The organism is Sphingobium sp. CR2-8 (genome assembly GCF_035818615.1).
GTDB lineage: Bacteria > Pseudomonadota > Alphaproteobacteria > Sphingomonadales > Sphingomonadaceae > Sphingobium.
In genome coordinates this window covers 3,359,918-3,385,725 of record NZ_JAYKZY010000002.1, presented here as the reverse complement: position 1 = coordinate 3,385,725, position 25,808 = coordinate 3,359,918, and the positions used below count along the sequence as shown (strand labels likewise).

The 25,808-nt window shown below is 60.2% G+C and carries 22 protein-coding genes, 1 tRNA gene and 2 pseudogenes; 7 read left to right on the top strand and 18 right to left on the bottom strand.

The window, feature by feature from the left end; all coding sequences use genetic code 11:
- Positions 1-56: 56 nt before the first annotated feature.
- The 5 genes from U5A82_RS20575 to U5A82_RS20555 all read right to left on the bottom strand — a co-directional run bounded on the left by U5A82_RS20575 (position 57) and on the right by U5A82_RS20555 (position 5,498).
- Complete coding sequence (locus tag U5A82_RS20575; RefSeq protein WP_326292707.1) at positions 57-464, bottom strand: hypothetical protein; 408 nt, start codon at positions 462-464, stop codon at positions 57-59.
- A gap of 13 nt (positions 465-477) precedes the next feature.
- Positions 478-2,010, bottom strand: a complete 1,533-nt coding sequence (locus U5A82_RS20570) for a glycosyltransferase family 2 protein (protein WP_326292706.1) — start codon at positions 2,008-2,010, stop codon at positions 478-480.
- A gap of 175 nt (positions 2,011-2,185) precedes the next feature.
- Positions 2,186-3,538, bottom strand: coding sequence for a hypothetical protein (locus U5A82_RS20565; protein WP_326292705.1), 1,353 nt, complete (start codon positions 3,536-3,538; stop codon positions 2,186-2,188).
- Positions 3,522-4,916, bottom strand: a complete 1,395-nt coding sequence (locus tag U5A82_RS20560) for a glycosyltransferase (protein WP_326292704.1) — start codon at positions 4,914-4,916, stop codon at positions 3,522-3,524. Before U5A82_RS20560 ends, U5A82_RS20565 begins: the two co-directional genes overlap by 17 nt.
- A gap of 18 nt (positions 4,917-4,934) precedes the next feature.
- Entirely contained in the window at positions 4,935-5,498 is a 564-nt protein-coding gene (locus U5A82_RS20555; RefSeq protein WP_326292703.1) for a hypothetical protein, read from the bottom strand.
- Between the two features lie 267 nt (positions 5,499-5,765).
- Here U5A82_RS20555 and U5A82_RS20550 point away from each other — a divergent pair, with 267 nt between their 5' ends.
- The 3 genes and pseudogenes from U5A82_RS20550 to U5A82_RS20540 all read left to right on the top strand — a co-directional run bounded on the left by U5A82_RS20550 (position 5,766) and on the right by U5A82_RS20540 (position 10,730).
- Positions 5,766-6,803 (top strand): mannose-1-phosphate guanylyltransferase, encoded by a 1,038-nt coding sequence (locus tag U5A82_RS20550; protein ID WP_326292702.1) that lies wholly within the window; start codon positions 5,766-5,768, stop codon positions 6,801-6,803.
- Positions 6,800-7,608, top strand: a pseudogene (locus tag U5A82_RS20545) (class I mannose-6-phosphate isomerase). Before U5A82_RS20550 ends, U5A82_RS20545 begins: the two are co-directional and overlap by 4 nt.
- Positions 7,609-7,682: 74 nt before the next feature.
- Positions 7,683-10,730, top strand: a complete 3,048-nt coding sequence (locus U5A82_RS20540) for a glycosyltransferase (protein ID WP_326292700.1) — start codon at positions 7,683-7,685, stop codon at positions 10,728-10,730.
- Here the strand turns inward: U5A82_RS20540 and U5A82_RS20535 are convergent.
- On the bottom strand, positions 10,719-11,672 hold the full coding sequence (locus U5A82_RS20535; protein WP_326292699.1) for a phytanoyl-CoA dioxygenase family protein: 954 nt from the start codon (positions 11,670-11,672) through the stop codon (positions 10,719-10,721). The genes U5A82_RS20540 and U5A82_RS20535 overlap by 12 nt on opposite strands.
- A 234-nt stretch (positions 11,673-11,906) precedes the next feature.
- Here U5A82_RS20535 and U5A82_RS20530 point away from each other — a divergent pair, with 234 nt between their 5' ends.
- Positions 11,907-12,653 carry an HAD-IIB family hydrolase gene (locus U5A82_RS20530; protein ID WP_326292698.1) on the top strand — a complete coding sequence of 249 codons (747 nt, stop codon included), beginning with the start codon at positions 11,907-11,909 and terminating at the stop codon, positions 12,651-12,653.
- Between the two features lie 298 nt (positions 12,654-12,951).
- The gene (galE, locus tag U5A82_RS20525; RefSeq protein WP_326293013.1) at positions 12,952-13,941 is read left to right on the top strand and encodes a UDP-glucose 4-epimerase GalE; all 990 of its coding nucleotides are present in this window, start codon (positions 12,952-12,954) and stop codon (positions 13,939-13,941) included.
- Positions 13,942-14,313: 372 nt separating this feature from the next.
- On the opposite strand, the gene U5A82_RS20520 is transcribed toward galE, so the two are convergent.
- Both U5A82_RS20520 and U5A82_RS20515 read right to left on the bottom strand, forming a co-directional pair.
- Complete coding sequence (locus U5A82_RS20520; RefSeq protein WP_326292697.1) at positions 14,314-15,462, bottom strand: tyrosine-type recombinase/integrase; 1,149 nt, start codon at positions 15,460-15,462, stop codon at positions 14,314-14,316.
- A 144-nt stretch (positions 15,463-15,606) separates the two neighbouring features.
- Positions 15,607-15,698 (bottom strand) — tRNA-Ser (locus U5A82_RS20515).
- A 221-nt stretch (positions 15,699-15,919) separates the two neighbouring features.
- Between U5A82_RS20515 and U5A82_RS20510 the strand changes: the two genes are divergently transcribed.
- On the top strand, positions 15,920-16,732 hold the full coding sequence (locus tag U5A82_RS20510) for a DUF1134 domain-containing protein (RefSeq protein ID WP_326292696.1): 813 nt from the start codon (positions 15,920-15,922) through the stop codon (positions 16,730-16,732).
- 96 nt (positions 16,733-16,828) lie between these two features.
- Here U5A82_RS20510 and dinB read toward each other — a convergent pair whose 3' ends face one another.
- The 4 genes and pseudogenes from dinB to U5A82_RS20490 form a co-directional block, all read right to left on the bottom strand.
- The gene (gene dinB, locus U5A82_RS20505) at positions 16,829-17,920 is read right to left on the bottom strand and encodes a DNA polymerase IV (protein ID WP_326292695.1); all 1,092 of its coding nucleotides are present in this window, start codon (positions 17,918-17,920) and stop codon (positions 16,829-16,831) included.
- 50 nt (positions 17,921-17,970) lie between these two features.
- Positions 17,971-18,504 (bottom strand): hypothetical protein, encoded by a 534-nt coding sequence (locus U5A82_RS20500; RefSeq protein WP_326292694.1) that lies wholly within the window; start codon positions 18,502-18,504, stop codon positions 17,971-17,973.
- Positions 18,505-18,515: 11 nt separating this feature from the next.
- Positions 18,516-19,045 (bottom strand): annotated as a pseudogene (locus U5A82_RS20495) (YceD family protein).
- A complete protein-coding gene (locus U5A82_RS20490) occupies positions 19,042-19,566 on the bottom strand; it encodes a ubiquinol-cytochrome C chaperone family protein (RefSeq protein ID WP_326292693.1) in 525 nt (174 codons plus the stop codon). Before U5A82_RS20490 ends, U5A82_RS20495 begins: the two are co-directional and overlap by 4 nt.
- 162 nt (positions 19,567-19,728) lie before the next feature.
- Here U5A82_RS20490 and U5A82_RS20485 point away from each other — a divergent pair, with 162 nt between their 5' ends.
- On the top strand, positions 19,729-20,241 hold the full coding sequence (locus tag U5A82_RS20485) for an outer membrane protein assembly factor BamE (RefSeq protein WP_326292692.1): 513 nt from the start codon (positions 19,729-19,731) through the stop codon (positions 20,239-20,241).
- A 45-nt stretch (positions 20,242-20,286) separates the two neighbouring features.
- Here U5A82_RS20485 and U5A82_RS20480 read toward each other — a convergent pair whose 3' ends face one another.
- From U5A82_RS20480 to U5A82_RS20455, 6 genes are all read right to left on the bottom strand, one after another.
- The gene (locus U5A82_RS20480) at positions 20,287-21,687 is read right to left on the bottom strand and encodes an efflux transporter outer membrane subunit (RefSeq protein ID WP_326292691.1); all 1,401 of its coding nucleotides are present in this window, start codon (positions 21,685-21,687) and stop codon (positions 20,287-20,289) included.
- Entirely contained in the window at positions 21,680-22,603 is a 924-nt protein-coding gene (locus tag U5A82_RS20475) for an efflux RND transporter periplasmic adaptor subunit (RefSeq protein WP_326292690.1), read from the bottom strand. Before U5A82_RS20475 ends, U5A82_RS20480 begins: the two co-directional genes overlap by 8 nt.
- Positions 22,600-22,815: a DUF1656 domain-containing protein gene (locus U5A82_RS20470; RefSeq protein ID WP_326292689.1), complete on the bottom strand. Its 216-nt coding sequence runs from the start codon at positions 22,813-22,815 to the stop codon at positions 22,600-22,602. Before U5A82_RS20470 ends, U5A82_RS20475 begins: the two co-directional genes overlap by 4 nt.
- Positions 22,812-24,878 (bottom strand): FUSC family protein, encoded by a 2,067-nt coding sequence (locus U5A82_RS20465; protein ID WP_442802195.1) that lies wholly within the window; start codon positions 24,876-24,878, stop codon positions 22,812-22,814. Before U5A82_RS20465 ends, U5A82_RS20470 begins: the two co-directional genes overlap by 4 nt.
- On the bottom strand, positions 24,875-25,324 hold the full coding sequence (locus tag U5A82_RS20460) for a MarR family winged helix-turn-helix transcriptional regulator (protein ID WP_326292687.1): 450 nt from the start codon (positions 25,322-25,324) through the stop codon (positions 24,875-24,877). The genes U5A82_RS20465 and U5A82_RS20460 overlap by 4 nt, the downstream gene beginning before the upstream one ends.
- A gap of 175 nt (positions 25,325-25,499) precedes the next feature.
- The gene (locus U5A82_RS20455; protein WP_326292686.1) at positions 25,500-25,799 is read right to left on the bottom strand and encodes a hypothetical protein; all 300 of its coding nucleotides are present in this window, start codon (positions 25,797-25,799) and stop codon (positions 25,500-25,502) included.
- Positions 25,800-25,808 lie beyond the last annotated feature (9 nt).

Sequence of the window (25,808 nt, the reverse complement as noted above, 5' to 3'; positions counted from 1 at the left end):
CATATCTGGATCGCTACCGGCCTGTCCTCGCCAGTAAAAAGCTGCGGTCCTATCTCTCATGCTGGCAATAGGGGGGGGGCTGGAAAATAATGGAAATAGCTGCTACGCAGCCCGGCTCGTAACAATATTTCGTGTGGCCCGCGTGAGAAGCAGACGAACTGGTGGAGCTGGAATTGCTGCCACCAATCTGGTTGGCGCTCTCGAACCGCATCGTCCCCTGGCACCACTATGATGCGACGATCTCCGATCGCGGGCAGGAGGCGGGATGCCATCTCATCGTTATGCCAAAACAGATAGAGATCGAAATTCGATTGTTGGGCAGCGGCAGCGATGGTGTCGGGGGCCAAGTGCGGCCGATCGGGATAAAATGCGGTGACATCACCGATCTGTTGCAAGACATGCAACAGACTGTCGTGGATCGGGGCATGAGAAATGGCCCGAAGGCCGACGAAGCAGATTTTCACGTCTGTCATCCGATCAGGAAAAATGGATGCCGGCAAGGGAGAAACCAAGGGTGCGGGCGTCTCCGGGCGGAGGTGCAAGTGCGTCGACCGACAACCTAATGATATTGCTGCCTGTTCTGCGCAGCCCTACCGTATCGATCCGTATCGGCGTCGAGAAATGAGGGGAAAGACGGTAAGCGCCCTTGTCCAAATCATTCAACGCGATTTTTAACCATTGTTCGCCTGATATATTTGGATTGCCGGAACAATGTAGGCTGATCGCAGCGGGGGCATGCGTGAAGCGAACAGCGATATAAGCATCTTTGTCGACCGACCATGTAAATCCATGATCCACCTCAATTCCTGACCAGCCAGACACCAGCATGGACTGAAATCGCAGCTTGTCACCCGCAAGGGTCACCTCTTCCAGCCCGAATGGCTCTGCTACGTCAAAATGAAATGCGCCCAGCTGAAATCCGGTCGATTGTCCATGATCCAGGGACAGGCTTGTCACATAACTAGGTGTGATCTTCAGCATCGCTCCAGGCAACAAAGGTTCGCTGAATGTCATCTTGAACCCGAACCGTCCTACACCCAACGGCTTTTGGCCAATGACCTTATCATCCGACGTGAATGTAAGGATTTGACCGGGCAGCAAATTTTCGCCGACCATGCTGATTGCGGGACAGGCAAAGTCGGATGGTGTGATCATTTCGACAATGGTTGCCCGGCGTTCCTTCAATTGCGTGTCGCCTTCAGGGTGCGGAATTTCGGGCGCCGATGCTCCCGCAACAATATAGCCTGAATAGTGGTGGTGAGGCTCGAACGGTGATCCGTTCATACCGAACAGAAAGGCATCCACCCAGGACGGGCGCAGTGACCGCGAACGATAGGCTAGTGCCCATTCTCGGTTCAACTTCATGCCCTGGGCGCTGGAAAAACCGCCTGCATAATAATGGGATACAATCTCGTCGATATATAGCATCCGGGCGCCCGCATCATAGGCGCGGAAAAGGAATTCATGATCGGCACAGATTGTATAGCGGCTATCATAAGGCATGGCGCGCAGCAATCGGGTGCGGATGAACGTGGCCTGATGACCGGGCAGTCGCGGGTGCCAACGATGATCCAATTCACCATGAAGCAAGCGTTCTCTGAGGTTAACAAAACCGCTTGCACGGAAAAGCGTCTCCACCTTCCCGTCTACATAGATGTGATCGCCATAGAAGATATCAGGATCGCCATCGATCCTCGAGAACATGTCCGAAATCGTATGCGCGCTATAGATCCGGTCACCGGCATTGAGGAACAGAATATAGTCGCCGGTTGCAACCGACGCGGCCTGGTTCATTGCCTGATAAATGCCGGCATCCTCGACCAGCAGAGTTTTTGAGAATGCACCCCGGTAACGATCCAAAAGCGATTGAGTGCCGTCATGGCTCAGACCGTCGACCAAGATGTATTCGATACCGGGGTAATCTTGCGCGACCACGCTTTCCATTGTCAGCGGCAGGGCATCGGCTGCGTTCAGCGCAACCGTCACGATGGAAAGCGTCTTATTAGTCATGATAGGACATGGTGTCACCAAAAGCCATTTGGTTACAAGCGCTGGATATCATGCTGAGATGGCTAATGCGCGCCAAGCCTGATAGCATTCCCAATGCGGGTCGGCCAAGCACTAGATCAGATCGCATGATCACAACAGCATCTTCGCTCGGCACCTGCTTGCCTAGCCGGATTGATCAGCGCTGGCGTGATTCGGACATGCCATGCTTCAGATAATGTTCCAAAGGGTCCATGCCGGATTCCGCCACATCGGGATAGCGCTGCAAATAGGCGTCCGCATCGAACAGTCCTTTGCGCACCAGCCTTTTGCGTTCACGCTCCATCTGCCATTCCAACGACATAAACTTCCACCACCATTTGCGACGCGGCGGGTTGAGCGCCGCCACCGTCAGGTCGCGAAGCCATGCCGTCTGATCTTGGGCCTCTCGCAGCTGCTGTTCGGTTTCTGGATCGGCCTGCGCGACGATCGGCATGGTCGACAAGTTGAAAAAGGCTTCTGGTATCGCTGCCGACGGCGGCGGCTCGGCAAAGTTGGATACGATCGTTGGGGTCTGTGGCTGACCAGTCAGTTGGCGCAGCAACTCATCCTTGTTGCGCGCTGCAACCGGTTGCATCAAGGTTTTAATCTGAACCGGCTCAACGACGAAGGGGGCGGGCACTGGCGTCGTCAGCACTGGTGCGTCGGCCGGCGCCGTTACAACGGTCGGTGCAACGATCGGGCGGCTTGCAAGGGCGCTATTTTCCTTAATCAGCCCATCGACCTGTTCGCGCAGATGCTGCATATGGGCCTGTGCATTTTCCAGTTCCTTGTGCTTGGCGTCACGATCCAGCGTAATCAGGGAAACTTGGCGTTCGCTCTCTGCGCGTTGGCCGGACAGCCGCAAAACCCAGCCATTGGCGTCCGCCAGTTTCTGGTTCAATGCTTCTCCGCGGATGCGGGCATCCTGCAGGTCGGATTCCAACTGGATGACCTTGCGCCGATGCTCTGCGAGTGACGACCAGCTCTGCTCTATCTCTTCCTGGCGCTGCCGCAGGCGATTTTCAAGCTTGGCGATTTCGTCTTCCATCCGCTTCACCTGCTGTTGCGATGCGTCGGCCTGAATTTCGCGCTTGGTAACCTGCTGCTGCAATGCGTCCTTTTCCGTACGAAGCTGAGCACTCTTGGTCTGCTCGACGGTCAGGTCGGACTTGATGCGCTCAAGCGAAGCAAGCTGTGCTGCGAGTTCGCCGTCCAGGTTTTTCAACTCGTCTTTTACGGTGGTGCTCTGAGGCGCTGACTGACCGCCTTTTGATACAAGTGGTTGCGCCGCCGGAACGCTTGCCCGGTCACTCGTGGTTGAAGAGACATTGCTATTCTGCCTCGCACCATCCTCAGAGGACGACAGATCGGCCTTGTCCGCCTTCAGCAGGTCACGCCAAACTTCTCCGGTATGGTCGATGAAATCCTGTTGCTGCCGAATGAGATTTTCCAGCGCCTTCACGCGCTCGGAAAGCGACTTCGACGGTTCAAACTTAGCCTTGCTCACCATTCAGCCCCTTTTGCGAGTCACCGTCTAACCCGTGCCAATTTCCATATGCCAGCGCCCGTTCGTCAACCATGGCACGACCGTAAATCTCTTCTAAGGCGCGCTTCCATTCTGCGCCAACTTGTGCTGCGGAATATCGATTTTCAATCACGTCCTTACCGGCGCTGGCCAATGCGTGGCGCCATAAATCATCCTGTACCATCTTTCGCATCAGTTCTGCCGCTCTGTCGATATCGGGTTCCGCCCAATATTGACCAGCGCCGTACGGATATTCGCCCTGTTTTACCTCCCGAAGACCAACCGGGACCAGAGCTGCCGTGCGATAATCGGTGAAGTCCATGTTGCCTGAATGAGCTGTCACGACAACGGGTTTTTTCAACAACATGGCTTCTGCAATGTTACGCCCAAACCCCTCGCTGCGATGCAAAGATATAAAACAGTCGAGTGCGTGCCAAAGATCGATCAGATCGCCTCTGGGAAGCGACTGGGTCATGATATGAATCCGCGGGTCATCGCGGACCTGCCCCAGCATCTCCTGCCATCGTGGATCCTGCTCTGTACGTAGCCCCTTAATGACAAGACCAACTGACATATCGCTGCGTGGGAAAGCGCGCAAGAATGCCTTGATGCAATGCAATGGCGCCTTCCGCGCAAAGGATGACAGGCCATCAAAGGCAAATCCGAAAAGGAATGTGTTTTCAGGCAGCTTGAAAGACGCGCGGCGCCGTCCCGTCCGTCCTGCAACTGATACGGCCATAGGCATATGGCGCACCGGCCGGGAGGATGATCGGCAATAGGCACCATAGGTGTAGCGGCTAGACGCCCATATTTCATCGACCAGATCATAGGCATAATGCCATGCTCTGGGCATTTCCGGCAATTCCCAAGGCCACATCCCGATATTATAATGGTCAGCCAGAACGGATTTGCCGATCTGCATTACCGTGGCGGCGGTGGTTTGTGCAGGCATGCAGAACAGGTTGAAGGCATAGAGCCGCTGAGCGGACGCATCTGCCCCCGGGCCTTCCTCATCCGGCATTGCCGCACCAGGTTCGACATTGTGGATGGTGTAGGGAATGTCCACCGCATTCAGAGCCTGCGCCGCCATGCGGATGTCTTCGCTCACGCCGCTGCGAGAGCGGACATGGCCGAACAGGTTGACGCCGAAAGGCAGATTGCTGATTGGGGCCCGTGTCTGCGGTCGCGCCAGGGCAATCAGGGGATGGCTCAATATGGGGTGCGCGCGCGCGCCCTCCGACAGGCACCACGCGTGAAACGCGGGATTACCAGGCGCAGGAAAGCGGTACTTGAGCTTCGGGTCGCTTGTCCATATGCAGGTTAGAATTCGCGGGACTTCAGGAAAATCTGGATCAGGTTCCATCAGCCGCCCGGCTTGGTCTCAACTCAGCAAGGCGTCGAGATTGGCCTGCGACAAGCCTTTGCCGAAAAACCAGGCCAGAAACAGCGTTTGCCTTTCTTCATCTGCAAAGGGCTGGCCTGTTTCCAGCGGAGACTGATCTTTCAATTGGTCCATCAACCATGTGATGGGCAGGAACGAGGCCTGGACTATGTCGGGGTGGGGCTGGTTCGCGGCTAAAAGTCCCTCGTCGTCGGTCGGGTCATATTGCAGGCCCATTTCCGAAAAACCATGGCGCACATACCACCAGAAGAGATTGGCCTGACCTGATGGTGTAGCAAGATCGAAAGCGGCCTGAAGATCGGGGCGTTCGCGCCAGATCGCCATTGCGCGCGATGGCAACGTTGCTCCCAAAGGCAATAGCGGGACCGATCGTCGGCAGATGCGGCGCCAAATTCTCTGAAACAGAACCTTTCGATTAATCTTCACTTGGCCCTGCTTGAGTCGGCGATCGATGGCATAAATGTCTGATCCGTGGCTCACAGACTCGCCCATATCCACGGCCAGAAGCTCCGCATTGTTATCGACTGGAGCAAATTGCGTCAATCACAGAGCCGTAAGCCTAGGTGGCATGCAGCTGATGGCGAAGCATTATTTTCTCTGGCCGGTCTCGACTAGGGCGATTTTCTGCATTATCGAACGCCATCAATACCCGGTTTTCTGTGCGTTTCGTCCTTATGACATGCGGAGGATGGGGCAGGTTGGACAACTCTAAACTGTTGAGGGCATGTGGTTGACGTGTTGCATAGTATTGATCTTTGCGTTCACTGAATTCAGGCGATCGCCCCCGGCTTCTCGACAACAGGATTTTCGGTGACCAAAATTACCCCCGTCATCCTCTGCGGCGGCAGCGGCACGCGCCTCTGGCCACGCAGTAGGGCAGTCAAGCCAAAGCCATTCCTCCGCTTGATCGGTGAGGAAACCCTGTTCGAACAAGCGGTTAACCGCTGTGGCGATTCGGTCTTGTTTGCAGCGCCCGTCGTGGTGACCGGCACCGCCCATGTCGAACATGTCGAAGCGCAAATCGGCGGCTTGTCGGATACGACGATTGTTGTCGAGCCCTCTGCAAAAAACACGGCGGCTGCGATCGCTCTGGCGGCCTGTCGGCTGGCCGACGACGACATCATGCTGATCTGTCCCAGCGATCATCATATTGGCGATCGGGATGCCTTTGTGCGCACCGCCGTCGCCGCCGCGGCTTTGGCAGCGGAAGGCTGGCTGGTATCTTTCGGTATCGAACCCACCGCCCCGGAAACCGGATTTGGTTATATCAAGCGGGGCGAACCGCTCGGCGAACATGGCTTTCGGACCGCGTCCTTCCGTGAAAAGCCCGATCTGGAAACGGCAAAGGCATTTTTGGCGGAAGGTGTCTATGCTTGGAATGGGGGCATTTTTGCGTTTCGGGTTGGCGATTACATGCGCGAGCTTGGCGCCTATCGGCCTGACATTGCCAATTCGGCACGCGCAGCGGTTGCGGCCGGTCTCGCCGACGGCGCGCGTTTCTATCCCGACGCAAATATTTTTGGCGGGATCGTCGGAGAATCCATCGATTATGCGGTGATGGAACGGACCGACAGCGCGGCCATGGTGCTGGCCGACATGGCTTGGTCCGATATCGGCAATTGGCATGCGCTTCATTCCGTCCGTCCCCAGGATGAAAAGGGCAACGCCGTCGCTGGGACGGTCGAACTGGTGGATTGCCGCAATGTCCTGGTCGATAGCGACGGCCCGCGAGTTTCTGTTATCGGCCTGTCCGACATCATGGTGGTCGTCGATGGTAATGACGTGCTGATCACCAGTGCAGCGGGTACGCAGAAAGTGGGTAAGCTGTTGGGTGCAGTCAACCAATGACGATCGGCCTGCCAGTTCGTCAGGTCGAAAAGCCGTGGGGGAAAAAAAACCTGCCCCGGTGTTTGGGGACACCGGCAACCGACAGATTGGTGAAATCTGGTTCGAACCCCCGCCGGAAATTCCGGATCTTCTGGTCAAATATATCTTTACCAGCGAAAAATTGTCGGTTCAGGTGCATCCCTCCGATACGCAGACGATAGCTGCCGGCCTTGGTAAACAGGGCAAGGAAGAATGTTGGCTGGTTATCGATGCAGAACCTGGTGCCACGCTCGGTATCGGTTTTGATCTGGATACAGACACGGAACAGCTTCATGCTGCGGCCTTGGATGGCTCCATCGAAACAATGATGACATGGCATCCGGTGGCTGTCGGCGATTTCTTTTATATTCCGGCCAATACGGTCCATGCCATTGGCGCCGGGATCAGCCTGATCGAAGTTCAGCAGAACAGCGACATCACTTACAGGCTGTTCGATTATGGCCGGCCGCGCGAACTGCATCTGGAAGAAGGGCTGGCAGTATCGCGCGGAGAAATCTATGATCTTTCGCTTTCAAGGCGCGTCGCAGGCGAAACCACAATTCTTGTAGATGGACCGTATTTCCGTATGGATCAACTCTGCGGCGCAGTTGATACCGACGTGCGCCATCGTTATGGCGGGGCGCCATTGCTCGTCATTCCACGGCAAGGCGACATCACGGTCGGCGGTGAATGGGTGAAGCCGGGCCAATGCGCTCTCGTTATGTCGATCGATGATCTCGACATCGACGCCAACGGCATATCCATTCTTGCCCAATCAATGGGGTAATGCATTTATCTTCGCTTGCCTGATGCTATGGCGCCCAGAGAAACGATAGACCTTCGGGTAGCTAGGGATTCCGTGTGAAGATCGCATTTGTCATCCAGAATCTTGCACAGGCCAGCGATTCAGTCGGTTTTGACTGCACTTACCAGTATCGCATCGCACGCGATCTTCATCCCGAGCCCGGCGCTGTTCGTATCTTCGCTAATGTGTTTGCAGATGATCTTTACCCTAACGTCACGATCGAGCCGGTACAGAATTTCTGGGATGCCGCTGGAACCTTTCCGGATGCGACGATCATCTATCATTTCTGCGATGGCTGGTCTGTCATGGATGCGTTCCTTCGGGACAAGGCACCAAACGCTGTCATCCGCTGGCACAATAATACCCCCCCCTGGTTCTATGCTGTTGACCATGTCGACTTCGCTGCGGACTGCAACCGGGGCTTTGACATCATCTCCCGGCTTGTTCTGGCTCCCCGTGTCCGTTTCATGGTGAATTCCGAATTCACACGGCGCCAAATGCGCATACTCGGTGCGAATGAAGCACGTGTCGATACGGTTTTCCCCGCAAGCGCTTTTTTGTCAAAGCCCCGCGATTTCGTACCTCCCCCAAGGCAACGCGCTTCGGATGGAGAGGTCATTCAACTCCTGTTCGTCGGACGAGTCGTGCCTCACAAGGGACATCGCCACATCCTATCGATTGCTGCGGTGGTGCAAGCATTTTCTGGTCGCAAGGTGCGAGTAGTTTTCGCAGGTGCGATGGAAGAACGGCTTCGCATCTACTGGACTGATCTGACGGCGATTGCCGTGGGCACGGGTGTTGAACTCATACTTGCCGGGCTGGTATCCGATGCCCAGCTTACCATGCTTTATGCCTCGTCTGACGCCTTCATTTGCATGTCCGAACATGAAGGTTTCGGCCTTCCGGTATTTGAGGCGATGCGCTGTCATCTGCCAGTGGTGGCATGGTCGACCAGCGCTATGGCGGACCTGCTAGTTGGTCATCCCTTCGCATCCGGCGATTTCGACATCTACCACTTTGCTGCCTGTATCCTGGCGGCGCTTGAACCGAGGATTCGCCAGAAAGTGGTAACGGCGCAAAATGTTGCGCTTCAATTTTACTCGGATGAAACGGTCCGTGGACAATTTTCTGCGGCGCTGGGCAGACCGTTGGAGGAGTCGGCTGGACCAGCCAGTTTCGACAGTATGGCCAACATTCCCGGGATAGACGATATCGCCGATTTCATTGCCGATCTTGCCTGTTGGATCAGGCAGGAAATCGGCCCTGTCCCCAATCGGTTTGCGACGGATGCGCCCACAAACTATGTGACGTCCTATGACATCGCGGTTCATGACCTGCTGGCCCGCTATATTCAGGCGGACAAAAAGGTCGGGACACTGAAGCCCGTGTCGGGGATTGCGAATGTCCGCAGGAACACTGATGGTCTGCTACGATTGGCGGAGAAGGCTTTGCGGGAAAGCGCCGCTGGTTCTCCTGAGATACTGTACGCATTGACGCTTGAAAATGACGCGGAAAATGCTGCTATTACAGGACGAGCGGACGGATCTGTGCTGCCGGAAGCTGAAGGCGCGGCAACGGAAGTCGACTTCAAATATATCCATCAGATACTAATCTCGGACAATGATCTGCTGCAGCCCTTTCCAAAAACGGTAAGGCTCAATATCGAATCCATCCGGCGCTTTCATCCGGAAGCCAGCTATCATCTCTGGGGGCGTTGCGAACTGCACGCGTTCCTCTCCACCCATTTCGAACCGGAAGTTGTGGTGGCGTTCGATCGGCTTCAGGCTTTCGCGCTGAAGGCAGACTTGGCACGCTATTGCCTGCTTTACGTTTATGGCGGGCTATATAGCGATCTTTCCAACCGGTTTCTGTCCCGTTGGCGTATCCCAACCGGCAAGCAACTTGCCTGTTTCCGTGAGCATAAGCCGCTCCACGGGGCGCTGTGGATGAATCAGAACAGCATCATCTACGCCTCGCCTGGGCAACCGGAAATCCGACTAGCCATCGACTTGGTTCTCGAAAATGTCCGCAATCAAAACTATGGCATCAGTTCGCTCGCGCCCACCGGCCCGGTCCTGTTTGGCCGGGTCTTTGCGGCCTTTGGTCGGATTGAAGCGTATCAGATCAGCGAAGCGATCAATGTGCAGGTCGAAGGCATGCTCAATCGCGCTAGCTATGTTAACCGTGACGGCACCCTGATTGCGGCGCGATTGCAGGGACGAGGGGGGCAACCGGCGGATGTGGGGCTTAGCGGTACCAACGTCTATGGCATAATGTGGGAGCGCCGCGAAATTTACGGCGAGAAACTGGGGCAGGAAGATGTACAGGATATGCGTTCATCATCAACGGTCGATGCGGCCAATCGGGCCGGGCCGACCGTCGTCATCTCCCATCTCCACCATATTGTTTATGACGACGCTGAAATCACGGCGGTCGAAAGCGCGGCGATTGCGGAAAATCTTCGGATCGCCGCAGTTCTCCATGGCCAGGCGCGGCAAATGGTTTGGACAAATGACAGTTTGCGCGAATTTATCGCGTCACGTTTTTCGGCTGAGATTATCTGGACCTATGATGCGTTGGCGAATTCCGTGAACCGTGCGGAATTCGGCCGCTATTGTCTTCTTTATGCACTTGGGGGACTTTACGTCGAACCCTGGCTTCGCATGGTAAATCCAATCGATGTTCCGTCCGGCAAGGCGATCGCCTGTTTCCGAACGGCCGACCTGGAAGATGGAGCGTCCTGGGCCGTCGATACAACCCTGCTCTATGCGGAGGCAGGGCAACCAGAATTTCAGCAATTGATCGGCCAGATCGTGCAGAGCGCCATGAAAAATGATCATGGTGCAGCGCCTTCCAGCGCGACCGGGGCAGAATGTCTGGGGCGGATTTTAGCGATCAGCTACGACGCGCATCGCTATTTCGGGGGCGAAATCGTTCCGCTGACAAGGGGGATGCCGGTCGTCAACGACTCCTACATCAGCCAGGATGGACGCTTGCTGGCCGTGCGCCTGGGGACAGACAATCCAATGGCCCGGCGTCAACAGGCGCGGCAGGCTATGTGGTTGCAGCGTCTTACCTATGCAGGGCGATCGCTACAGGCCTAGAAGTCTCTTCGTACGCCGCAGCCAGCGCTTGCTGCGCGGTGTCGGGGCGGGCTTCGGCTGCACATCTTCTCCCAGAAAATGGCCCGGTCTTGGCGATCCGCCTCCAATGTCTAGTATTGTTCGTATATCTAGTTTGCCGACCGCTTCGTCTGAAAAGGCGGGCGTGTAGTAGATGCAGTCATCGAAGAAATAATGCGTCACCTGCGACCAGCGCGTCAGGGTTGGATCGGTCTGGACGCTTCCTCCATGCAGAAGATTCGCGCACCAGATCAGAGCCTGCCCCTTGCGTGCGAGGAACGTTTCGGTTTGTGCGCCGCTCGCTTCGGCCATGATGCGCCAGGCGTCCTCGAACGGGCGCTGCGCGGATTCCAGTGTCGATCCAAATCCACGCCGTCCAATGGTCAGGTTCGTCATGATAGGCCAGCGGTGCGATCCGGGTACGTAGGCCAACGGCCCCGCTGCGTCGGAAATATCTTCCATGGCCAACCACACGCCGCACATGAAACGTTCGGGCAGGCTGGAAAAATGCACGGCGTCGGTATGCAACGGCTGTTGCGTGCCAACCGGGAAATTCAACGTTTGGAACGGAAATGCCGGACGGCCATATAGCCGCCCAAGCAAAGCCAGCATCTCGGGATTGGCGGCGATGGCCCTTACATCCTCATCGAATGTCCAGGCGTCCTGAATACGCTTGTCCCCGACTTTGATGCTGTTTCGGTCGTCGAGACCTATATCCATCATCGGCGCCAGGCCAACTTTCACCCGGTCAATGCGTTCCATAATGTCGGGATCTGGGAAGTCGATGACTGCAAATCCATTTTTATGCAGCGCCATGGCGACAGGCCGGTCATCTTCGTGCAATCCCGAAGCATTCTCCACCATATTGGCAAAAGGCGCTTCGATAAGCGGAATACCGGGCAACATAAGATGTCTATCGATCATGTGCCTTGGCTAGGGCGCACAGGATGAAAAGGCAATTGCCGATCAAGCCCGTGAATGACCGGCCGGTTCGCATCTGGTCCTAACGGCTGGTTCCGTTTGCTCGCATTGTGCGACACGTCCATAAAATTACACAGAATATATTTAGCGATTGCCATCCGCGGATCGGCCTTATAGCGGCGGCAACTGCTGAACTATCGTTTCGGCCGGGTCGCTAAGACGTATCGGAGTAATGACATGAAGCAATTGGTGGCCTTTGACCTCGACGGAACATTGGCAGAGAGCAAGCAGCCGCTTGATGCATCCATGGGTGAGGCGCTGGCCGACCTGCTTGGCGTCGCCCATGTTGCGGTGATTTCCGGCGGAGATTGGCCGCAGTTCGAAAAGCAGGTTGCAAGTCGATTGCCGGATCGTGCAGATCGATCCAAGCTATGGTTGATGCCGACCACCGGGACCAAGCTTTATACCTATCAGCAGGGCGCATGGACGACGGTCTATGCGGAACTGTTCGACGACGTGAAGAAGGCTGAAATTCTCGCCGCGTTCGATGCTTCGCTGGAAGCGACGGGGTTCGTCCCCGAACAGACCTGGGGGGAACGGATCGAGGATCGCGGCAGCCAGATCACTTTTTCTGCGCTTGGTCAGCAGGCGCCAATTCATGCCAAGGAAATCTGGGATCCCGATTTCGCCAAGCGCAAGATCATTCAGACGGATTTGCGTCAGCGTCTTCCCGGCCTGTCGATCAACATGGGTGGCGCCACGTCGATCGATATCACGCGGGAAGGTGTGGACAAGGCCTATGGCCTCAAGAAGCTTCGCGATGCTAGTAATATCGCGCTGGATTCTATGATGTTCATTGGCGACGCCATATTCCCTGGCGGAAATGATTATCCGGCGAAGGAATTAGGGCTGGACACGGTGCGTGTGCGAGATCCTCAAGAAACATTGTCTGTGATCGCAGCTATTGTATCCTGTCAGAAATAAGCATCGAAACGTGTATGCAAACGGGCGGGCAAATACTTTTTGCCTGCCCGTTTCTGACAAGTCTAACCTGCCGACGCATAATGACGATTGATTCGATCCAACGATCGAATGAGCCGCCTTGGCGATCGATTACCTAGCTTTCACGGGGCATTTCCCACGGTTATCCCGTGGATTGCGGCGCAATACAGCCCAAGAAAATGGTGGAAGCGGAATGACTGGGGAGCATATTCGCATCATCTATGCGCAATGGGCAGCCTCACTTTTATGAAAACCAATATCTTTGAAAAGGATATGCATGATGATCGATTTCCCTACCGTACTAGTCACGGGCGGTGCGGGCTATATCGGGAGCCATGCAGTGCTAGCGCTGAAAGACGCGGGCTATGGCGTGGTGGTGATAGACAATCTGGTCACCGGCTTCCACTGGGCCGTGCCGTCCGGCGTGCCACTGGTGCGCGGCGACATCGCCGACCGGCCGCTAGTCGAGGCAACGCTGCACGACCATGATATTAAGGCAATCATGCATTTCGCCGGGTCCGTCGTGGTGCCGGAATTGGTCGAAGACCCACTGAAATATTATCACAATAACAGCGCCAAGACCCGCGACCTGATCGAAAGCGCGGTGCGGATCGGCGTGCCGCACTTCATCTTTTCTTCCACCGCTGCCACCTATGGTACGCCGGAGGAAAGCCCGGTCAGAGAAACGGCGCTGCAGCGACCGATCAACCCCTATGGCATGTCGAAGCTGATGACCGAATATATGCTGCGCGACGTTGCGGCGGCGCACCCGATGAACTTCTGCGCACTGCGTTATTTTAATGTTGCGGGCGCTGACCCGCAGGGGCGCGCCGGCCAATCGACGGCAGGCGCAACTCATCTGATCAAGGTTGCGGTAGAAGCTGCTCTGGGCAAGCGCAGCCATGTCGGCGTGTTCGGCACCGATTTTGACACGCCAGACGGCACTGGTGTCCGCGACTACATACATGTCAGCGATCTGGCCGCCGCCCATGTGCTGGCGCTGGAGGCTTTGATGGCGAAACCTAACGAGAATTATTTGCTGAACTGCGGCTATGGAAGGGGCTTTTCAGTGCTCGAAGTGCTGGATGCTGTCGATCGCGTCACCAACATGACGATCAAGCGCAAACTGGAAGGGCGCCGGGCGGGCGATCCACCATCGCTGATTTCCGACAACAGCGCGATCATGGCGCAGTTTTCGTGGGAACCGCGCCATGCTGACCTGACGCAGATCGTCAGCCATGCGCTGGCGTGGGAGCGCAAGCTGAACTAACCTATCCAAGGCTGACGCGCATCTCAGGTTGTCGGGGTGCTTCCAGCAGTATTCTGGTGGCGCTGGTGTACTTAACGCAAATCCGGGATAGTCGAGCATTTTGCCGATACTCCATAATGTTTCCTATTATTCCTGTAAAACTGATACCCCTGCGGCCTCGAAGAGGGTCTCATTATTTTTGGTTTGAAGGGATATCAAAAAGGAAAAAGTGGGCCAAACGCAGACAGATTTAGGCGCAGAGCAAATGTCGATGATGATGAAGTAGGCCAAGCGAACCGTTCGTCTGTCATCGGCGTTATCCATCTACGCGTTGATCGTGGCTACGTAACGTTTCTACGCTATGCTACCTGCATGGGTTGCTGGCTGTCCCCATCATTCGCGGTTTCCGCAGTAGGTGGCCCAGTCGATCATGAGCCTGCGGCGCTTCTCTAGCAGATTGCCACGGCGATAGGCTGCTTCGGTCTTATCCTTGACTGCATGAGCCAGCGCAGCCTCTGCAACATCTCCTGGATGATCGGTTTCCTCGCTGACCCAATCCCTGAATGCTGAACGGAAACCATGCGCCGTATAAGGTTGCTTCATTTCTTTGAGCAACTTGGTCAATGTCATATCTGACATTGGCTTGTTGCCGCGCATACCGGGAAAGATGATCACATCATTTCGTACCCTTAATTCGGCGCAGCGCTGTAGAATATGGATGGCGCGCGGACAGAGTGGAACGACATGCTCGCGACTAGCCTTCATACGATCTTTGGCAATCGTCCAAAGTTTGAGCTCGAAGTCGATCTCCTCCCAGAGCGCCCCTCTGACTTCGCCGGACCGTGCGGCTGTCAGGATCGTAAACTCCAACGCCAGACGGCTGTATGATTCGCGGTCCCGAAGCCTCATCATGAAGGCTGGTACCTGTGTGTAGGGCATGGCGGCGAAATGGCCGTCCTTCTTGGGCTGGCGTGGTAGCCCCCTACTAAGGGCTCGCATCGGGGCCTCATTCTCGCGATAGCCGCAGGCATAGGCCCAATCCAGCACAGTACCAATCCTCTGCCGTACCCGCCGGGCTGTCTCAGGTTTCGATAGCCAGATTTCTGATAGCACGTTGCGGATCATAGGCCCGGTGATCTCGCTTACCTTCACATCGCCAATCTGGGGGAAGGCGTAGCTGGTTAGGGTCTGAAGCCATTGGCTCTCATGCTTTTCGTTTCGCCAGCTTTTGCGATGAGCAGCAAGAACCTTAGCTGTCGCTTCCTTGAAAGTGGGTATGCCCTGCGCCTTCTTGCGCTCGAACAGAGGATCGAGGCCGAGCTCCATCCAAGTTCGAATTTCACGCGCCCTCTCGCGGGCCTGCGAAAGAGTTACCTTCGATGCGCTTCCAAGGCCGAAGTCGCGCCTGTTGCCGTTTTTCTGCACCCTGCAGACCCAACTTTTCGTTCCGCCAGGCTGCACGATCAAAAAGAGACCATCGCCATCGCCTATTCGGCCGGGTCGTGATGCCGCTTTGACGCCAGTTGTTGAAAGCTTTCCCATGCCCAAATTCTCCCACATTTTTTCCCACAAAGCCAATCGGATGCCGGTGGAAAGCTAAGGAAGAATGTGGACGCGAATCATCCCGAAAAGCGGCAGAAAGCCCAGGCTTTCTGACCAAATTTAGGATGGTCCAGAATGGGGAATTGGCGGAGACGGAGGGATTCGAACCCTCGGTGGCCCCTTAAGGCCACGACGGTTTAGCAAACCGCTGGTTTCAGCCACTCACCCACGTCTCCGCACGAAATTTGCTCACCCATACAGGTCAGCAATGGCTGGCAGGGGCTATAGCGAGGGCTTTACGGCATGGCAACGGGCTGGATCGTGAATTTTCGCAGTTGCTTCGCTTTTCGTTCCGGCGCGGAATCGACTCGGGTCGCCGTTCGTTCATTGTTGTTTCAGCTTGCTGGTCGCACATCGGCATTTTGGGTATAGAGCAGGTTTGCGGGGAGTATCGGGCATGATCGGCATCAACGGGGGCATGGGTGCTCGCATCGCGCGCGCCACGGCGCTGGTCGCCGCTTTGGCGGGCATGTCGCTGACGCCACTTGCCGCCTCGGCGCAGGTCAGGACGATCGATCCCAATACGGCGATCGATTCCGATTTGGCGCCGCCGCCGCCCGCCAACCGGACGCCTACCGATCCCGGCGTGGACGCCAGCGCGAGCCAGCCGACCAGCTCCGGCGTCACCCCCTATGAACCGCAACTGGATGGCGGAACGGCGTCCGGCAGCACCGCGACCGGTGCGCCTGTCACCCCCACGTCGCCGCCCGCCGCCATCGCGCCTGGCGATTCCTATCAGCAGGACGACCTGATCGGCGCGGCCGAGGGCGTGTTCGGCAAGGGCGCGGAGGGCCTGGCCGGCCTCATCGAGAAGGTCTTGAAGGACCAGGGGCGCCCCAACGCCTATATTGCCGGGCGCGAAGCGTCGGGCGCCTTCGTCGTCGGCCTGCGCTACGGCTCCGGCACGCTCAATCACAAGGTGGAGGGCAAGCGCGAAGTCTATTGGACCGGCCCGTCGATCGGCTTCGACGTCGGCGGCAATGCGGCCAACACCTTCGTTCTCGTCTATAATCTCTACGACACGCAGGATCTCTATCACCGCTTCCCGGCTGCGGAGGGCACTGCCTATCTGGTGGGCGGCTTCACCGCCAGCTATCTGCGCTGGGGCAATGTCGTACTGATCCCGATCCGCCTGGGCGTGGGCTACCGCCTGGGCGTCAACGCGGGCTATATGAAATTCTCCGAAAAGCGGAACTGGCTGCCTTTCTGATCCGAATTACCCCTTCCCGCATGGGAGAGGCGTAGGGAAGCCTCGCGAGTCGTCGGCGCGCTTAGCCACAGCGGGGGGACATCCACTCGGGAAGCCTCACAACCCCAGCGCCAGTTGCTGCTCCTCCCGATCCACCTCTTCCTCGCCCTCCAGATTATGCACGCCCAGCCCCAACAGCCGCGCGCCCATGCGTAGCGGCAGTTGCGCGATCAATAACTCCCGCCCGGCCTGCGCCAGCATATCGGGCGATCGCACCGGCGTTGAAAAGCTGCGCGACCTGGTGATGATGCGGAAATCGGCGAACTTCACCTTCAACACCACGGTCCGGCCCCAGGCCTGCGCCTTTTCGATTCGCGTCCATAGCGACGCTGCGATCCGCTCGATCTCCGCCACCAGCGCGGCTTCTTCGATCAGGTCGTCGAAGAACGTATCCTCGACGCTTACCGACTTGCGGCCTTCGCGTTCGCGCACCGGCCGGTCGTCCTCGCCCCGCGCCGCGCGATAATAATAGTCGGCCGAACTGCCGAAATGCGCCTGGAGGAATTGCATGTCGCGCGCGCGCAGGTCCGCGCCCGTCTCGATCCCCAGGGCCTGCATCCGCCGCGCCGTCACCGGACCTACGCCATGGATGCGCCGGACCGGCATGGCGGCGATGAAGCCTGGCCCCTCGCTTGGTCGCACCACGCACACGCCATCGGGCTTGTTCTGGTCCGACGCTAGCTTGGCGATCAGCTTGTTATACGACACGCCGGCCGATGCGGTGAGGCCGGTTTCCTCGCGGATCATCCGCCGTATCTCTTCCGCCACATGCGTTGCCGACGCGATGCCCGGCTTGTTCTCCGTCACGTCGAGATAGGCTTCGTCCAGCGACAGCGGCTGGACGATGTCGGTGAAGCGACTGAAAATCTCTCGCACCTGTCCGGACACGGCGCGATAGACGTCGAATCGGGGCGGTACGAAGATCAGGCCAGGGCAGAGCCGCCGCGCCCGCGCGCCCGGCATGGCGGACCGCACGCCAAACTTGCGCGCTTCGTAACTGCATGTGGCCACGACTCCGCGCGGACCGCCACCGCCCACGGCGATCGGCTGGCCCCGCAGTGCGGGATCGTCGCGCTGTTCCACTGACGCGTAAAAGGCGTCCATGTCGACATGGATGATCTTGCGCAGCGGCGGCGGCGAGGCGTCCATGCGCCGCCTATGCCATAATCGGGAACGAAAAGGAAACAAACTCCCGTACGTCAGTCCTGCATGAGCAGATGGTCGAGCAATGTTTCCAGATGCGCCCGGCTGATCCGGCTCCACACATTATAGGTGCAACGCTGCCCGCCGATTTGCAGATAGGCCAGCGATTGCAGGCCTTTGCCTTGGGGGTTGGCCGCTGGATAGGGTTCGGCCCCGACCAGCCCGTAACCGGCAAAGGCGGGCCGGGGCAGGGCGTTGAGGGTGCGCTGATGCGGCCATTGCTTCGCCAGCCGCGCCCGCTGCGCCCCGTCCGGTTCGCTATCCATCGCGATGATCCCCGGTCCGGCAAAGCCATAGGCGCTGCGCACGCCCGGCAGGTCGAAGGCGACCGCCCAGCCACCACTAAATTGTGCAGGCCGCGCTTTGCCCCGCATGCCGCCGTCCGACAGCAGCGCCAGCGGCGCGCATTGCGCGCGATTCTCCGCCATGTCCCATTGAGCGCGGGCGACATCCTCGCCGATCATCGGCCGCGCCTGCGCACTGCCGGTCGCTGACACCATCAGCGCCACCGCAAAGACAGACACGCGCATGCCCAAAGTTCCTATTCCTTGTCCTTCAGGCCCAGCAGCACGGCAAAGGGACTGGCCTGTTCCTCGCTCAATACGCCGGCTTCCTTCAGATAGGCGTCGGCGTCCGGCGCTCGGGGAAGGGGGTCATCGCCAGCGCCATCGTCTCGGCCACGGCCTCGCCCATGTCGATGACATGGCCGTCATAGCCGATCGTATCGCAATCCTCCGCGTCCAGTTCCAGTTCCTCGGCCTCGGGCGCAGCTTCGCTTTCGACCACGAAACGCAGCACGAAGTCGCTGTCGATCGTCTCTGGCACAGGCGTCCCGGTCGCGACGCAGGGCTGCGCCAGCGCGGCGCGCACCCGTCCGCGCGCAATGATCGCGCCATCCTCCAAGGTCACGCCATATTCCGCCTCCAGCCGGTCGAGCGCCAGCAGCCCGAACCGCTGCGCCAGCGCGACGCGCTCCGGCTGTTTCGCCGCGATATGCAGGCTTCCGGCCAGACGCGCGATCTGATCCACCTTGTGGGTGCGCGAAAATTCGGGGGCGGGGTTGATGCTCATCCTAAATCTCCTGTCAGCAACGCATCGCGCGATACGCAGCCCAGCCGCGTCCAGCGCGCCCGCAGCGCGCCTTCAACATGAGCGATGGCGGCGTCATCGACCGCCGCTCCGCGATACAGGTTTCGGCGCAGGGCGTCCGCCAGATCCGCCTCGCCGTCCAGCGCCGCGCGATAGGCGCTGATCCGCCCGCCCAGCGCGCTCATCATCCGGCCGACATGCTTGCCGACGACGACATCGCCAATGCCTTCCTGCCGCAACTGCCCGTCCATGTCGTCGACGAACAATTCGGTCAGCCACACGCTCTCCTGCGCGCCACCCTGCTGCTCCAGCCGGATCAGCAGCTGCGCCAATATCGCCACGATCATGTCGAACCGCCCGTCCAGCGTGTCGGGCACCGCACCTTCGACATACCAGTGCGGCTGACGCCCTTCGCCGATCACGGCATTATAGAGCGGTCGCAGCCCCTCTTTGGGATCGCTCCGCCCGAACAGGCGCTGGAGAAAGGAAGGGGAGGCAGGCATGGGATTACAGCTTTTCGTGACGGATCAGGCGGCGACGCGCCGTCCGATGTTTTGCGCCCCTTGCCGGGGCTTGCGCATTTCCATATTGATCGCTGCGTCGCGCAATGCAATGGCGACATCGGTTTCTTGGGTTCGCGGGTCCGCCCCCCGCAGGAGAAGTTCATGCGTCAGTTCAGCCGTCATTCGCCAAGCGGGCGCATCCTGCTCGCGGTCGGCCTCAGCGCGCTGGTGCTGGGGGCGTCGGGCTGCACCCGCATCCGCACGCATCAGGGCTATTCGATCGACAAGCTGCTGGTCGATTCCGTTCAGCCGGGCATCGACAATCGCGCATCGGTGGAAGGGACGCTGGGCCGCCCCAGCTTCGTGTCGCAGTTCGGGCAGCAGGACTGGTATTATGTGTCGCGCGACATGCGCGCGCTGGCCTTTTCCAATCCCAAGCCTGCGGACCAGACGGTGTTGCACATCCGCTTCGACGGCGCGGGCAATGTCTCGGCCGTCGATCGCATGGGTCTGGAACAGGTCGCCCGCATCTCACCGTCGGGGGACAAGACCCCGACGCTGGGCCGCAACCGCAGCCTGTTCGACGAAATCTTCGGCAATATCGGCGCGGTCGGCGCCGGTGGCATGGGCGGCGGCGGCGCCGGTCCGACCGGCGGCGGCCCCAACGGCAGCTAAGCTGCGCGTCCGCTTGCTCTTGGGGTAACGAACAAGCGGCTGGGCCTAGTTCCAGCCGCCCCCCAAGGCCAGAAACAGCGCGATCTGATCCTGCACCAGCTGCGTCCGCGCCGTGGCCGCTATGACCTCCGCACTCGCCAGACTGCGTTGCGCGTCCAGCAGCGACAGGAAGTCGCCGCGGCCGAACCGGAACAGCTTGCCCGCCTGGGTAGCCGACACTTTCGCACTGTCCCGCGCCCGGTCCAGCGCGGCCGCCCGTTCGGCATCGCGGCGATAGCTTTCCAGCGCCGTCTCGGTCTGGCGCAGCGCTTCCAGTACGCTGCCGTCGAATCCAGCCAGGTCGCCCTGCACCCGGGCCTCCGCCTGCGCGATCCGCGCGCGCACCACTGGGCGGTTGGGGAAGCTCCAGCTGATGAGCGGTCCCAGGCTGAAGCCGAAGGCCGATCCCGACCCGAAATCCTTGAGCGACCCCGACAGGCCGACCGACCCACCGATGCTGACCTGGGGATAGAGGTCCGCCATCGCTACGCCCAGCCGCGCGGTGTCGCCCGCGATGGCGCGTTCGGCCTGGCGGATGTCGGGCCGCCGCCGGATCAACGCCGCGCCGTCGCCCACCGGCAGCGGCTGGCGCAACGTCGGTAGCGCCGCGCAACTTTCCACCTCGCGCGGATAATCGGCGGGCGGTCGCCCCAGCAATGTCGCCAGCAGATAGAGGCCGTTCTGTCGCTGCGCTTCGAACGCGGGCAGGGCCGCCGCGCTGCTGTCGACCGCCGCCTGCGCCCGGCTGACGTCGAAGGCAGTGCCGCGCCCGCCCTTCGCCAGCCGCCGCGTGGCGTTCAGCGTATCGCGCTGCAACGCCACCACCTGACGGTTGACGCCCAGGCTGTAATTGGCCGCGCACACCTGCGCATAGGCCCGCGCCGTCGCCGCCGCCACGCTCACCCGCACATAGTCGCGCGCCGCCGCGCTGGCCTCCACATCGGCATTGCTCGCCTCGATCGCGCGCCGGATCCGGCCGTTCAGGTCCAGCGGATAGGCCGCCGACAGGCCCAGATCATAGCTGACCGTACCGGGCAGATGCTGGGTCACGCCCGATGGCCGGGCCAGCGTCTCACCGCCGCTGACGGTAGTGCTGATCGTGCGTCCCGCCTCCGCCTCGCGCAGCACCGCCTGCGCCTGGGCCAGATTGGCGTCGGCCTGCCGCAAATCGACATTGGCTGCCAGCGCCTGCTGGATCAGGCTGTCCAGAAGCGGATCGGCATAAAGCTGCCACCAGTGATCGGGCAGGTCGGCTTGGCTATACTGGCCCCCCTGCGCCGAATGGAAGGCGCCGGTCGCGCCAGGAGCGGTCGCGACGGACGCTTCGGGCGGGCGATAGTCCGGTCCCGCTGTCGCGCATGCCGTCAAAGCCAGCGCCAGCAGCGGCGTCAGGGGCAGCTTACGCATGGCGGCATGCCCCCGGCTTGCCATCCTTGTCCCTCGCGGCCGGTTGCACCGTCACCGTCGCCGTCCGCCCGGATATCAACCGCATCCCGGCCGGCACCTTTTCCAGCTTCACCCGCACGGGAATCCGCTGGGCCAGCCTGACCCAGCTGAACGTCGGCTCGACCGCGGGCAGCAAATTGCCGCTATTGGTCCGGCTGTCGTCGTTAATGCCGAAGGCGATGCTCTCGACCCGCCCGTGCAGATCCTGCGCCTCGCCCATCAGCCGCACCGTCACCGGCGCGCCGATGCAGATCAGCCCCAGCTTGGTTTCCTCGAAATAGCCTTCCACCCGAGTCGAATCGCTGTCGATCAGGGCCAGCGCCTGGCTCCCCGCGCCGACATAGTCGCCCGGATGCAGGTCCAGGTTGGTGACTACGCCGTTGACCGACGCCACCACCCGCGTGCGCTTCAGGTTCAATTCGGCGCCCTCGCGTGCGCTCATCGCCTCGGTCAGCGCAGCCTGTGCGGTTTCCACCCGGGCGACATTCTGCTCATGCGTCTCCGCCGCCACCAGATCGCCCAGCGCCAGGTCGCGTCGCGCCTCCCGCCGCGCCTGCGCCAATGTCGCCTGCGCGCTGGCGATCTGCGACCGGGCCTGGTCGAGCGCCAGGGCGTAGCGTGGAGTATCGATCACGAACAGCAGGTCGCCAGCCTTCACCTGCTGGTTGTCGCGCACCGCCACCGACGTCACCAGCCCGCTGATGTCGGGCGTCACCCGCACCACGTCGGCGCGCACCCGCCCGTCGCGGGTCCAGGGACTGCGCTCATAATGATTCCACATCCATATTGCGACCAGCGCCGCAGCGATGACCAGGATGATGGTGGCAGCGCTGCGGATCAGCGGCCGCCAAAATGGCGAGTCGGACAGGCGGTTCATAGTCGGATTCCAAAGGAGGGGACGATCAGGGCGAGGGCGCCCAGCAAAAGGATGAAGATGCTCAAATCTACCGCGGCGCGATAGGCCAGGAAACGATAGAGGCCGAACGCCCCGATCAGCCGGGTCACGGCCCAGCTCAGCACCAGGGCGACCAGCGCCAGCAGCAGCAATGTGGGGACATAGACGCCGCCCAGAGCGATTTCACCGGTCATGCCGCGATCCTCCGATAGGCGACCGCGTCGGGAAACAGGTTGCGGCGCAGGCTGACCAGGCCCAGCACGCCCTCCCGCCGCACCGGCGGGCGCGGATGGGCGGTCAGTTCCCCGATCGCGCTGTCGATATCGTGCAGCAACGCCGGGTCGGCCGGGGCCGGGCCATCGGGGTCCATCCCGCGATAATGGCGGCTCACCCCGCCGAGCACGGCGGTCAGCGGCGCGCCCTCCTGCGGCGGCAGGTCCAGCCGCAACTGGCGCAGCTCGCCGATGGCGACGCCGGTGCGCAGATCGCGCAGCGCATCGTAAAGCGGCTTGCCGCTGTCCGTGCCGGTCGCGGCCAGCCGGGGGGCGAGCAGGGCGATACGGTCGAGCATCCGGTTGACCCAGCCGCGCAGGTCGGGCGGGCTTCTGAGTGTCGCGCGATTGGCGATGTCGGTCCATCCGGCGCGGATGGTGCGGCGGATCGCGCGCTCGACGCCCGCCGATTGCAGCAGCCCGGCCATCAGGATCGCGAAACATATGCCTACGATCTGCGCCACCGCGCCGTTTGCATAACTGCCAAAGGCATTGACATAACGGTCCGACAGCAGCACCGGGCTGCCCAGCCCCAACAAGGTCGGCAGCGCAATCCCCATCCAGCGCGGCGACGCCATCATCGCGCCCAGCAGCAGCAGCGCGGGCGAATAGGCCAGCATCAGCATCGCAAAGCCGTCTAGCCGGGGCATGATCGCATAGCCATAGAGCGCGCCCAGCGCCGACGCCGCCACGGTGCCGATCATGAAGCCCCGGAGCGGCGCAAGCGGATTGTCGACCGCCGCGAACAATGCCAGGAACACGCCCGCCAGCATCACCGCCGTCCCGCCATCCTTCCAGCCGCTCCATATCCAGATCGCGCAGCCCAGCGCCACGGTTGCGAACGCGCTGAACGCCCCGCGCGCCGCGCTGGCATAGTCGCGGTGCAACTCGCGGTTGCGGCGGCCCTCCAGCAGTTGCGCGACCCGCTGCGTCACCGGCGCGCGGCTATGCGTCGCCATCTGGTCGTACAGGTCGCGGCAATCGCGATGCACCGCGATCAGCGTGGCGAGCCGGGCATAGAGGCTGAGGCGCATCATATCGGCCCATCCCATGTCGGGCGTCGCCACGGGCTCCAGCGCGGCGCAGCGATCGATCAACCGCTGCGCATTGTCCGCCCGCGCCATATTGTCGCTGACGGGCGTATCCAGCCACAGCCGCACGTCGGCGATCAGCGCCTCGACCGGGGCGGGCACCGCGCCGTCATGGGCCGCCTTCAGCATCGCCAGCCTGTCCTCCACCGCCGCGCCCAGCGGCAACAGCATCGACAACTGGTCCTGCAACGCCCGCACGGTGCGTACGCGCGGAGCCAGACGGCTGATGTCGAAGGGCAGATGAACCGACATCTGGTGCAGTTCGGTCACGTCCTGCGCCAGGCGGCGGCGCTCCGCGTCCAGCCCCGCCACGGGATCGGTCGCGATCGCGTCGCGCGACCAGCGTTCGGCGTCGCGCAGCATCGTTTCCACGCGCGCCAGCAGCGTGGCCGTGATCGATCCGGGCAGGATGACGCCATGGACCAGGCTGCCGCAGGCGATGCCGATCAAAATCTCCTGCACCCGCAGCGCCGCGACGGTGAAGATCGTCTGGGGCGTGTCGACATCGGGAAACACGATCAGACAGGCGGTATAGCCCGCCAGCACGAACATATAGGATCGCGGCGTCCGGTCGAGCAGCGACACGAACACGCACAGGGCCAGCCAGGACGCCATCGCCAACACCAGCAATTCGGGCGCGTTGACCAGTGGCGGCACGATTGCGACGGCGAATGTCGCGCCGACCAGCGTGCCGATCGCGCGGAACACGGCCTTGGAAATCACCGCGCCCGCCATCGGCTGCGCGACGATATAGCTGGTCAGGAACGCCCAATAGGGCCGCTCCAGCCCGATGCTGTAGGCCACATAGAGCGCCAATATCGCCGCCGCGAGGCATTTGACGGAAAACAGCGCGGCCGGCACGCCGAAGCGTTCCCCCATGATCTTTGCGCTCATGCCGGGCCGTTCCATTCGGCGATCCGCTGGCTCAGCAAGTCCATCAGCCATACCGTGGAGGCGATCGCGTCGTCGGGCACGTCTTTCAACAGGTCGGCCCGCAATGCGTCCAGCTTCGCCTCGATCCGGCCGACCAGTTCCTGCCCTGCGGGGGTCAGGCGGATGATATTGGATCGTTTGTCGTCGGGATGCTGCGCGCGCTGGACCAGACCCGCCGCCTGCACCTGGTCCAGCGTGCGGACCAGCGAGGGTTGGCTGATGTCCAGCGATTCGGCCAGTGCGCTCTGCCCCACTTCACCGCCCAGCCGGTCGATATGGATCAGGCACCAGGCCGCACTGTTGGACACGCCGAACTCGGCCAGAACGCTGTCCGCCAGCTGTCGCCAGGCACGGGCGACCGGCGCCATCTTGTGCGCCAGCGCGCGCTTGGGTTCCGAAAGAGGCATTTCCATTAGGTAGCTAACTAATGGAAATTGTCAAGTGCGTACTACTGTCTCACTCGTTGTCTCATTCGTGCCGGGCATCCCCCCCAACGCCGTTCGTTTCGAGCGTGTCGAGAAGCGGCTGCACGACGCTTAGCATTTCTCGACAGCTCGAAACGAACGGTGGGAGGGCTATCGCTTACGCCCGACGCGTCCCGTTGAACGCCGACGCGCCGAAGGCGCCCAGTTGCATCGTCCCGGTGATGGCGTCGCCCGCCACCTCGGCATCGCATTCCAGCGTCATCGGCATCGGCATGGTCATTTCCATCTTCCAGGTCAGCTTGGTCCCGTCGACCTTGCCATCCACGACGTCCAGCGATCCCATCATCCCGGCGAAGGTGCCGTTGAAGCGATCGCCGCTGCTGACGACGGTGAACACGCCCTTCTGGTCGCCCATCGGCGTCTTGGCCACGCAATCATAAGCGCCATCCACTGCCATCTCTATTCT

What these genes read in the sequence shown, in the direction of transcription:
- U5A82_RS20570 (WP_326292706.1), bottom strand. Translation starts at nt 2,010, where the DNA reads ATGACTAATAAGACGCTTTCCATCGTGACGGTTGCGCTGAACGCAGCC.
- U5A82_RS20520 (WP_326292697.1), bottom strand. Translation starts at nt 15,462, where the DNA reads ATGGGAAAGCTTTCAACAACTGGCGTCAAAGCGGCATCACGACCCGGC.
- U5A82_RS20475 (WP_326292690.1), bottom strand. Translation starts at nt 22,603, where the DNA reads ATGAACCGCCTGTCCGACTCGCCATTTTGGCGGCCGCTGATCCGCAGC.
- dinB (WP_326292695.1), bottom strand. Translation starts at nt 17,920, where the DNA reads ATGGACGCCTCGCCGCCGCCGCTGCGCAAGATCATCCATGTCGACATG.
- U5A82_RS20500 (WP_326292694.1), bottom strand. Translation starts at nt 18,504, where the DNA reads ATGCGCGTGTCTGTCTTTGCGGTGGCGCTGATGGTGTCAGCGACCGGC.
- U5A82_RS20455 (WP_326292686.1), bottom strand. Translation starts at nt 25,799, where the DNA reads ATGGCAGTGGATGGCGCTTATGATTGCGTGGCCAAGACGCCGATGGGC.
- U5A82_RS20470 (WP_326292689.1), bottom strand. Translation starts at nt 22,815, where the DNA reads ATGACCGGTGAAATCGCTCTGGGCGGCGTCTATGTCCCCACATTGCTG.
- U5A82_RS20485 (WP_326292692.1), top strand. Translation starts at nt 19,729, where the DNA reads ATGCGTCAGTTCAGCCGTCATTCGCCAAGCGGGCGCATCCTGCTCGCG.
- U5A82_RS20565 (WP_326292705.1), bottom strand. Translation starts at nt 3,538, where the DNA reads ATGGTGAGCAAGGCTAAGTTTGAACCGTCGAAGTCGCTTTCCGAGCGC.
- U5A82_RS20490 (WP_326292693.1), bottom strand. Translation starts at nt 19,566, where the DNA reads ATGCCTGCCTCCCCTTCCTTTCTCCAGCGCCTGTTCGGGCGGAGCGAT.
- U5A82_RS20510 (WP_326292696.1), top strand. Translation starts at nt 15,920, where the DNA reads ATGATCGGCATCAACGGGGGCATGGGTGCTCGCATCGCGCGCGCCACG.
- U5A82_RS20480 (WP_326292691.1), bottom strand. Translation starts at nt 21,687, where the DNA reads ATGCGTAAGCTGCCCCTGACGCCGCTGCTGGCGCTGGCTTTGACGGCA.
- U5A82_RS20460 (WP_326292687.1), bottom strand. Translation starts at nt 25,324, where the DNA reads ATGCCTCTTTCGGAACCCAAGCGCGCGCTGGCGCACAAGATGGCGCCG.
- U5A82_RS20465 (WP_442802195.1), bottom strand. Translation starts at nt 24,878, where the DNA reads ATGAGCGCAAAGATCATGGGGGAACGCTTCGGCGTGCCGGCCGCGCTG.
- galE (WP_326293013.1), top strand. Translation starts at nt 12,952, where the DNA reads ATGATCGATTTCCCTACCGTACTAGTCACGGGCGGTGCGGGCTATATC.
- U5A82_RS20535 (WP_326292699.1), bottom strand. Translation starts at nt 11,672, where the DNA reads ATGATCGATAGACATCTTATGTTGCCCGGTATTCCGCTTATCGAAGCG.
- U5A82_RS20560 (WP_326292704.1), bottom strand. Translation starts at nt 4,916, where the DNA reads ATGGAACCTGATCCAGATTTTCCTGAAGTCCCGCGAATTCTAACCTGC.
- U5A82_RS20530 (WP_326292698.1), top strand. Translation starts at nt 11,907, where the DNA reads ATGAAGCAATTGGTGGCCTTTGACCTCGACGGAACATTGGCAGAGAGC.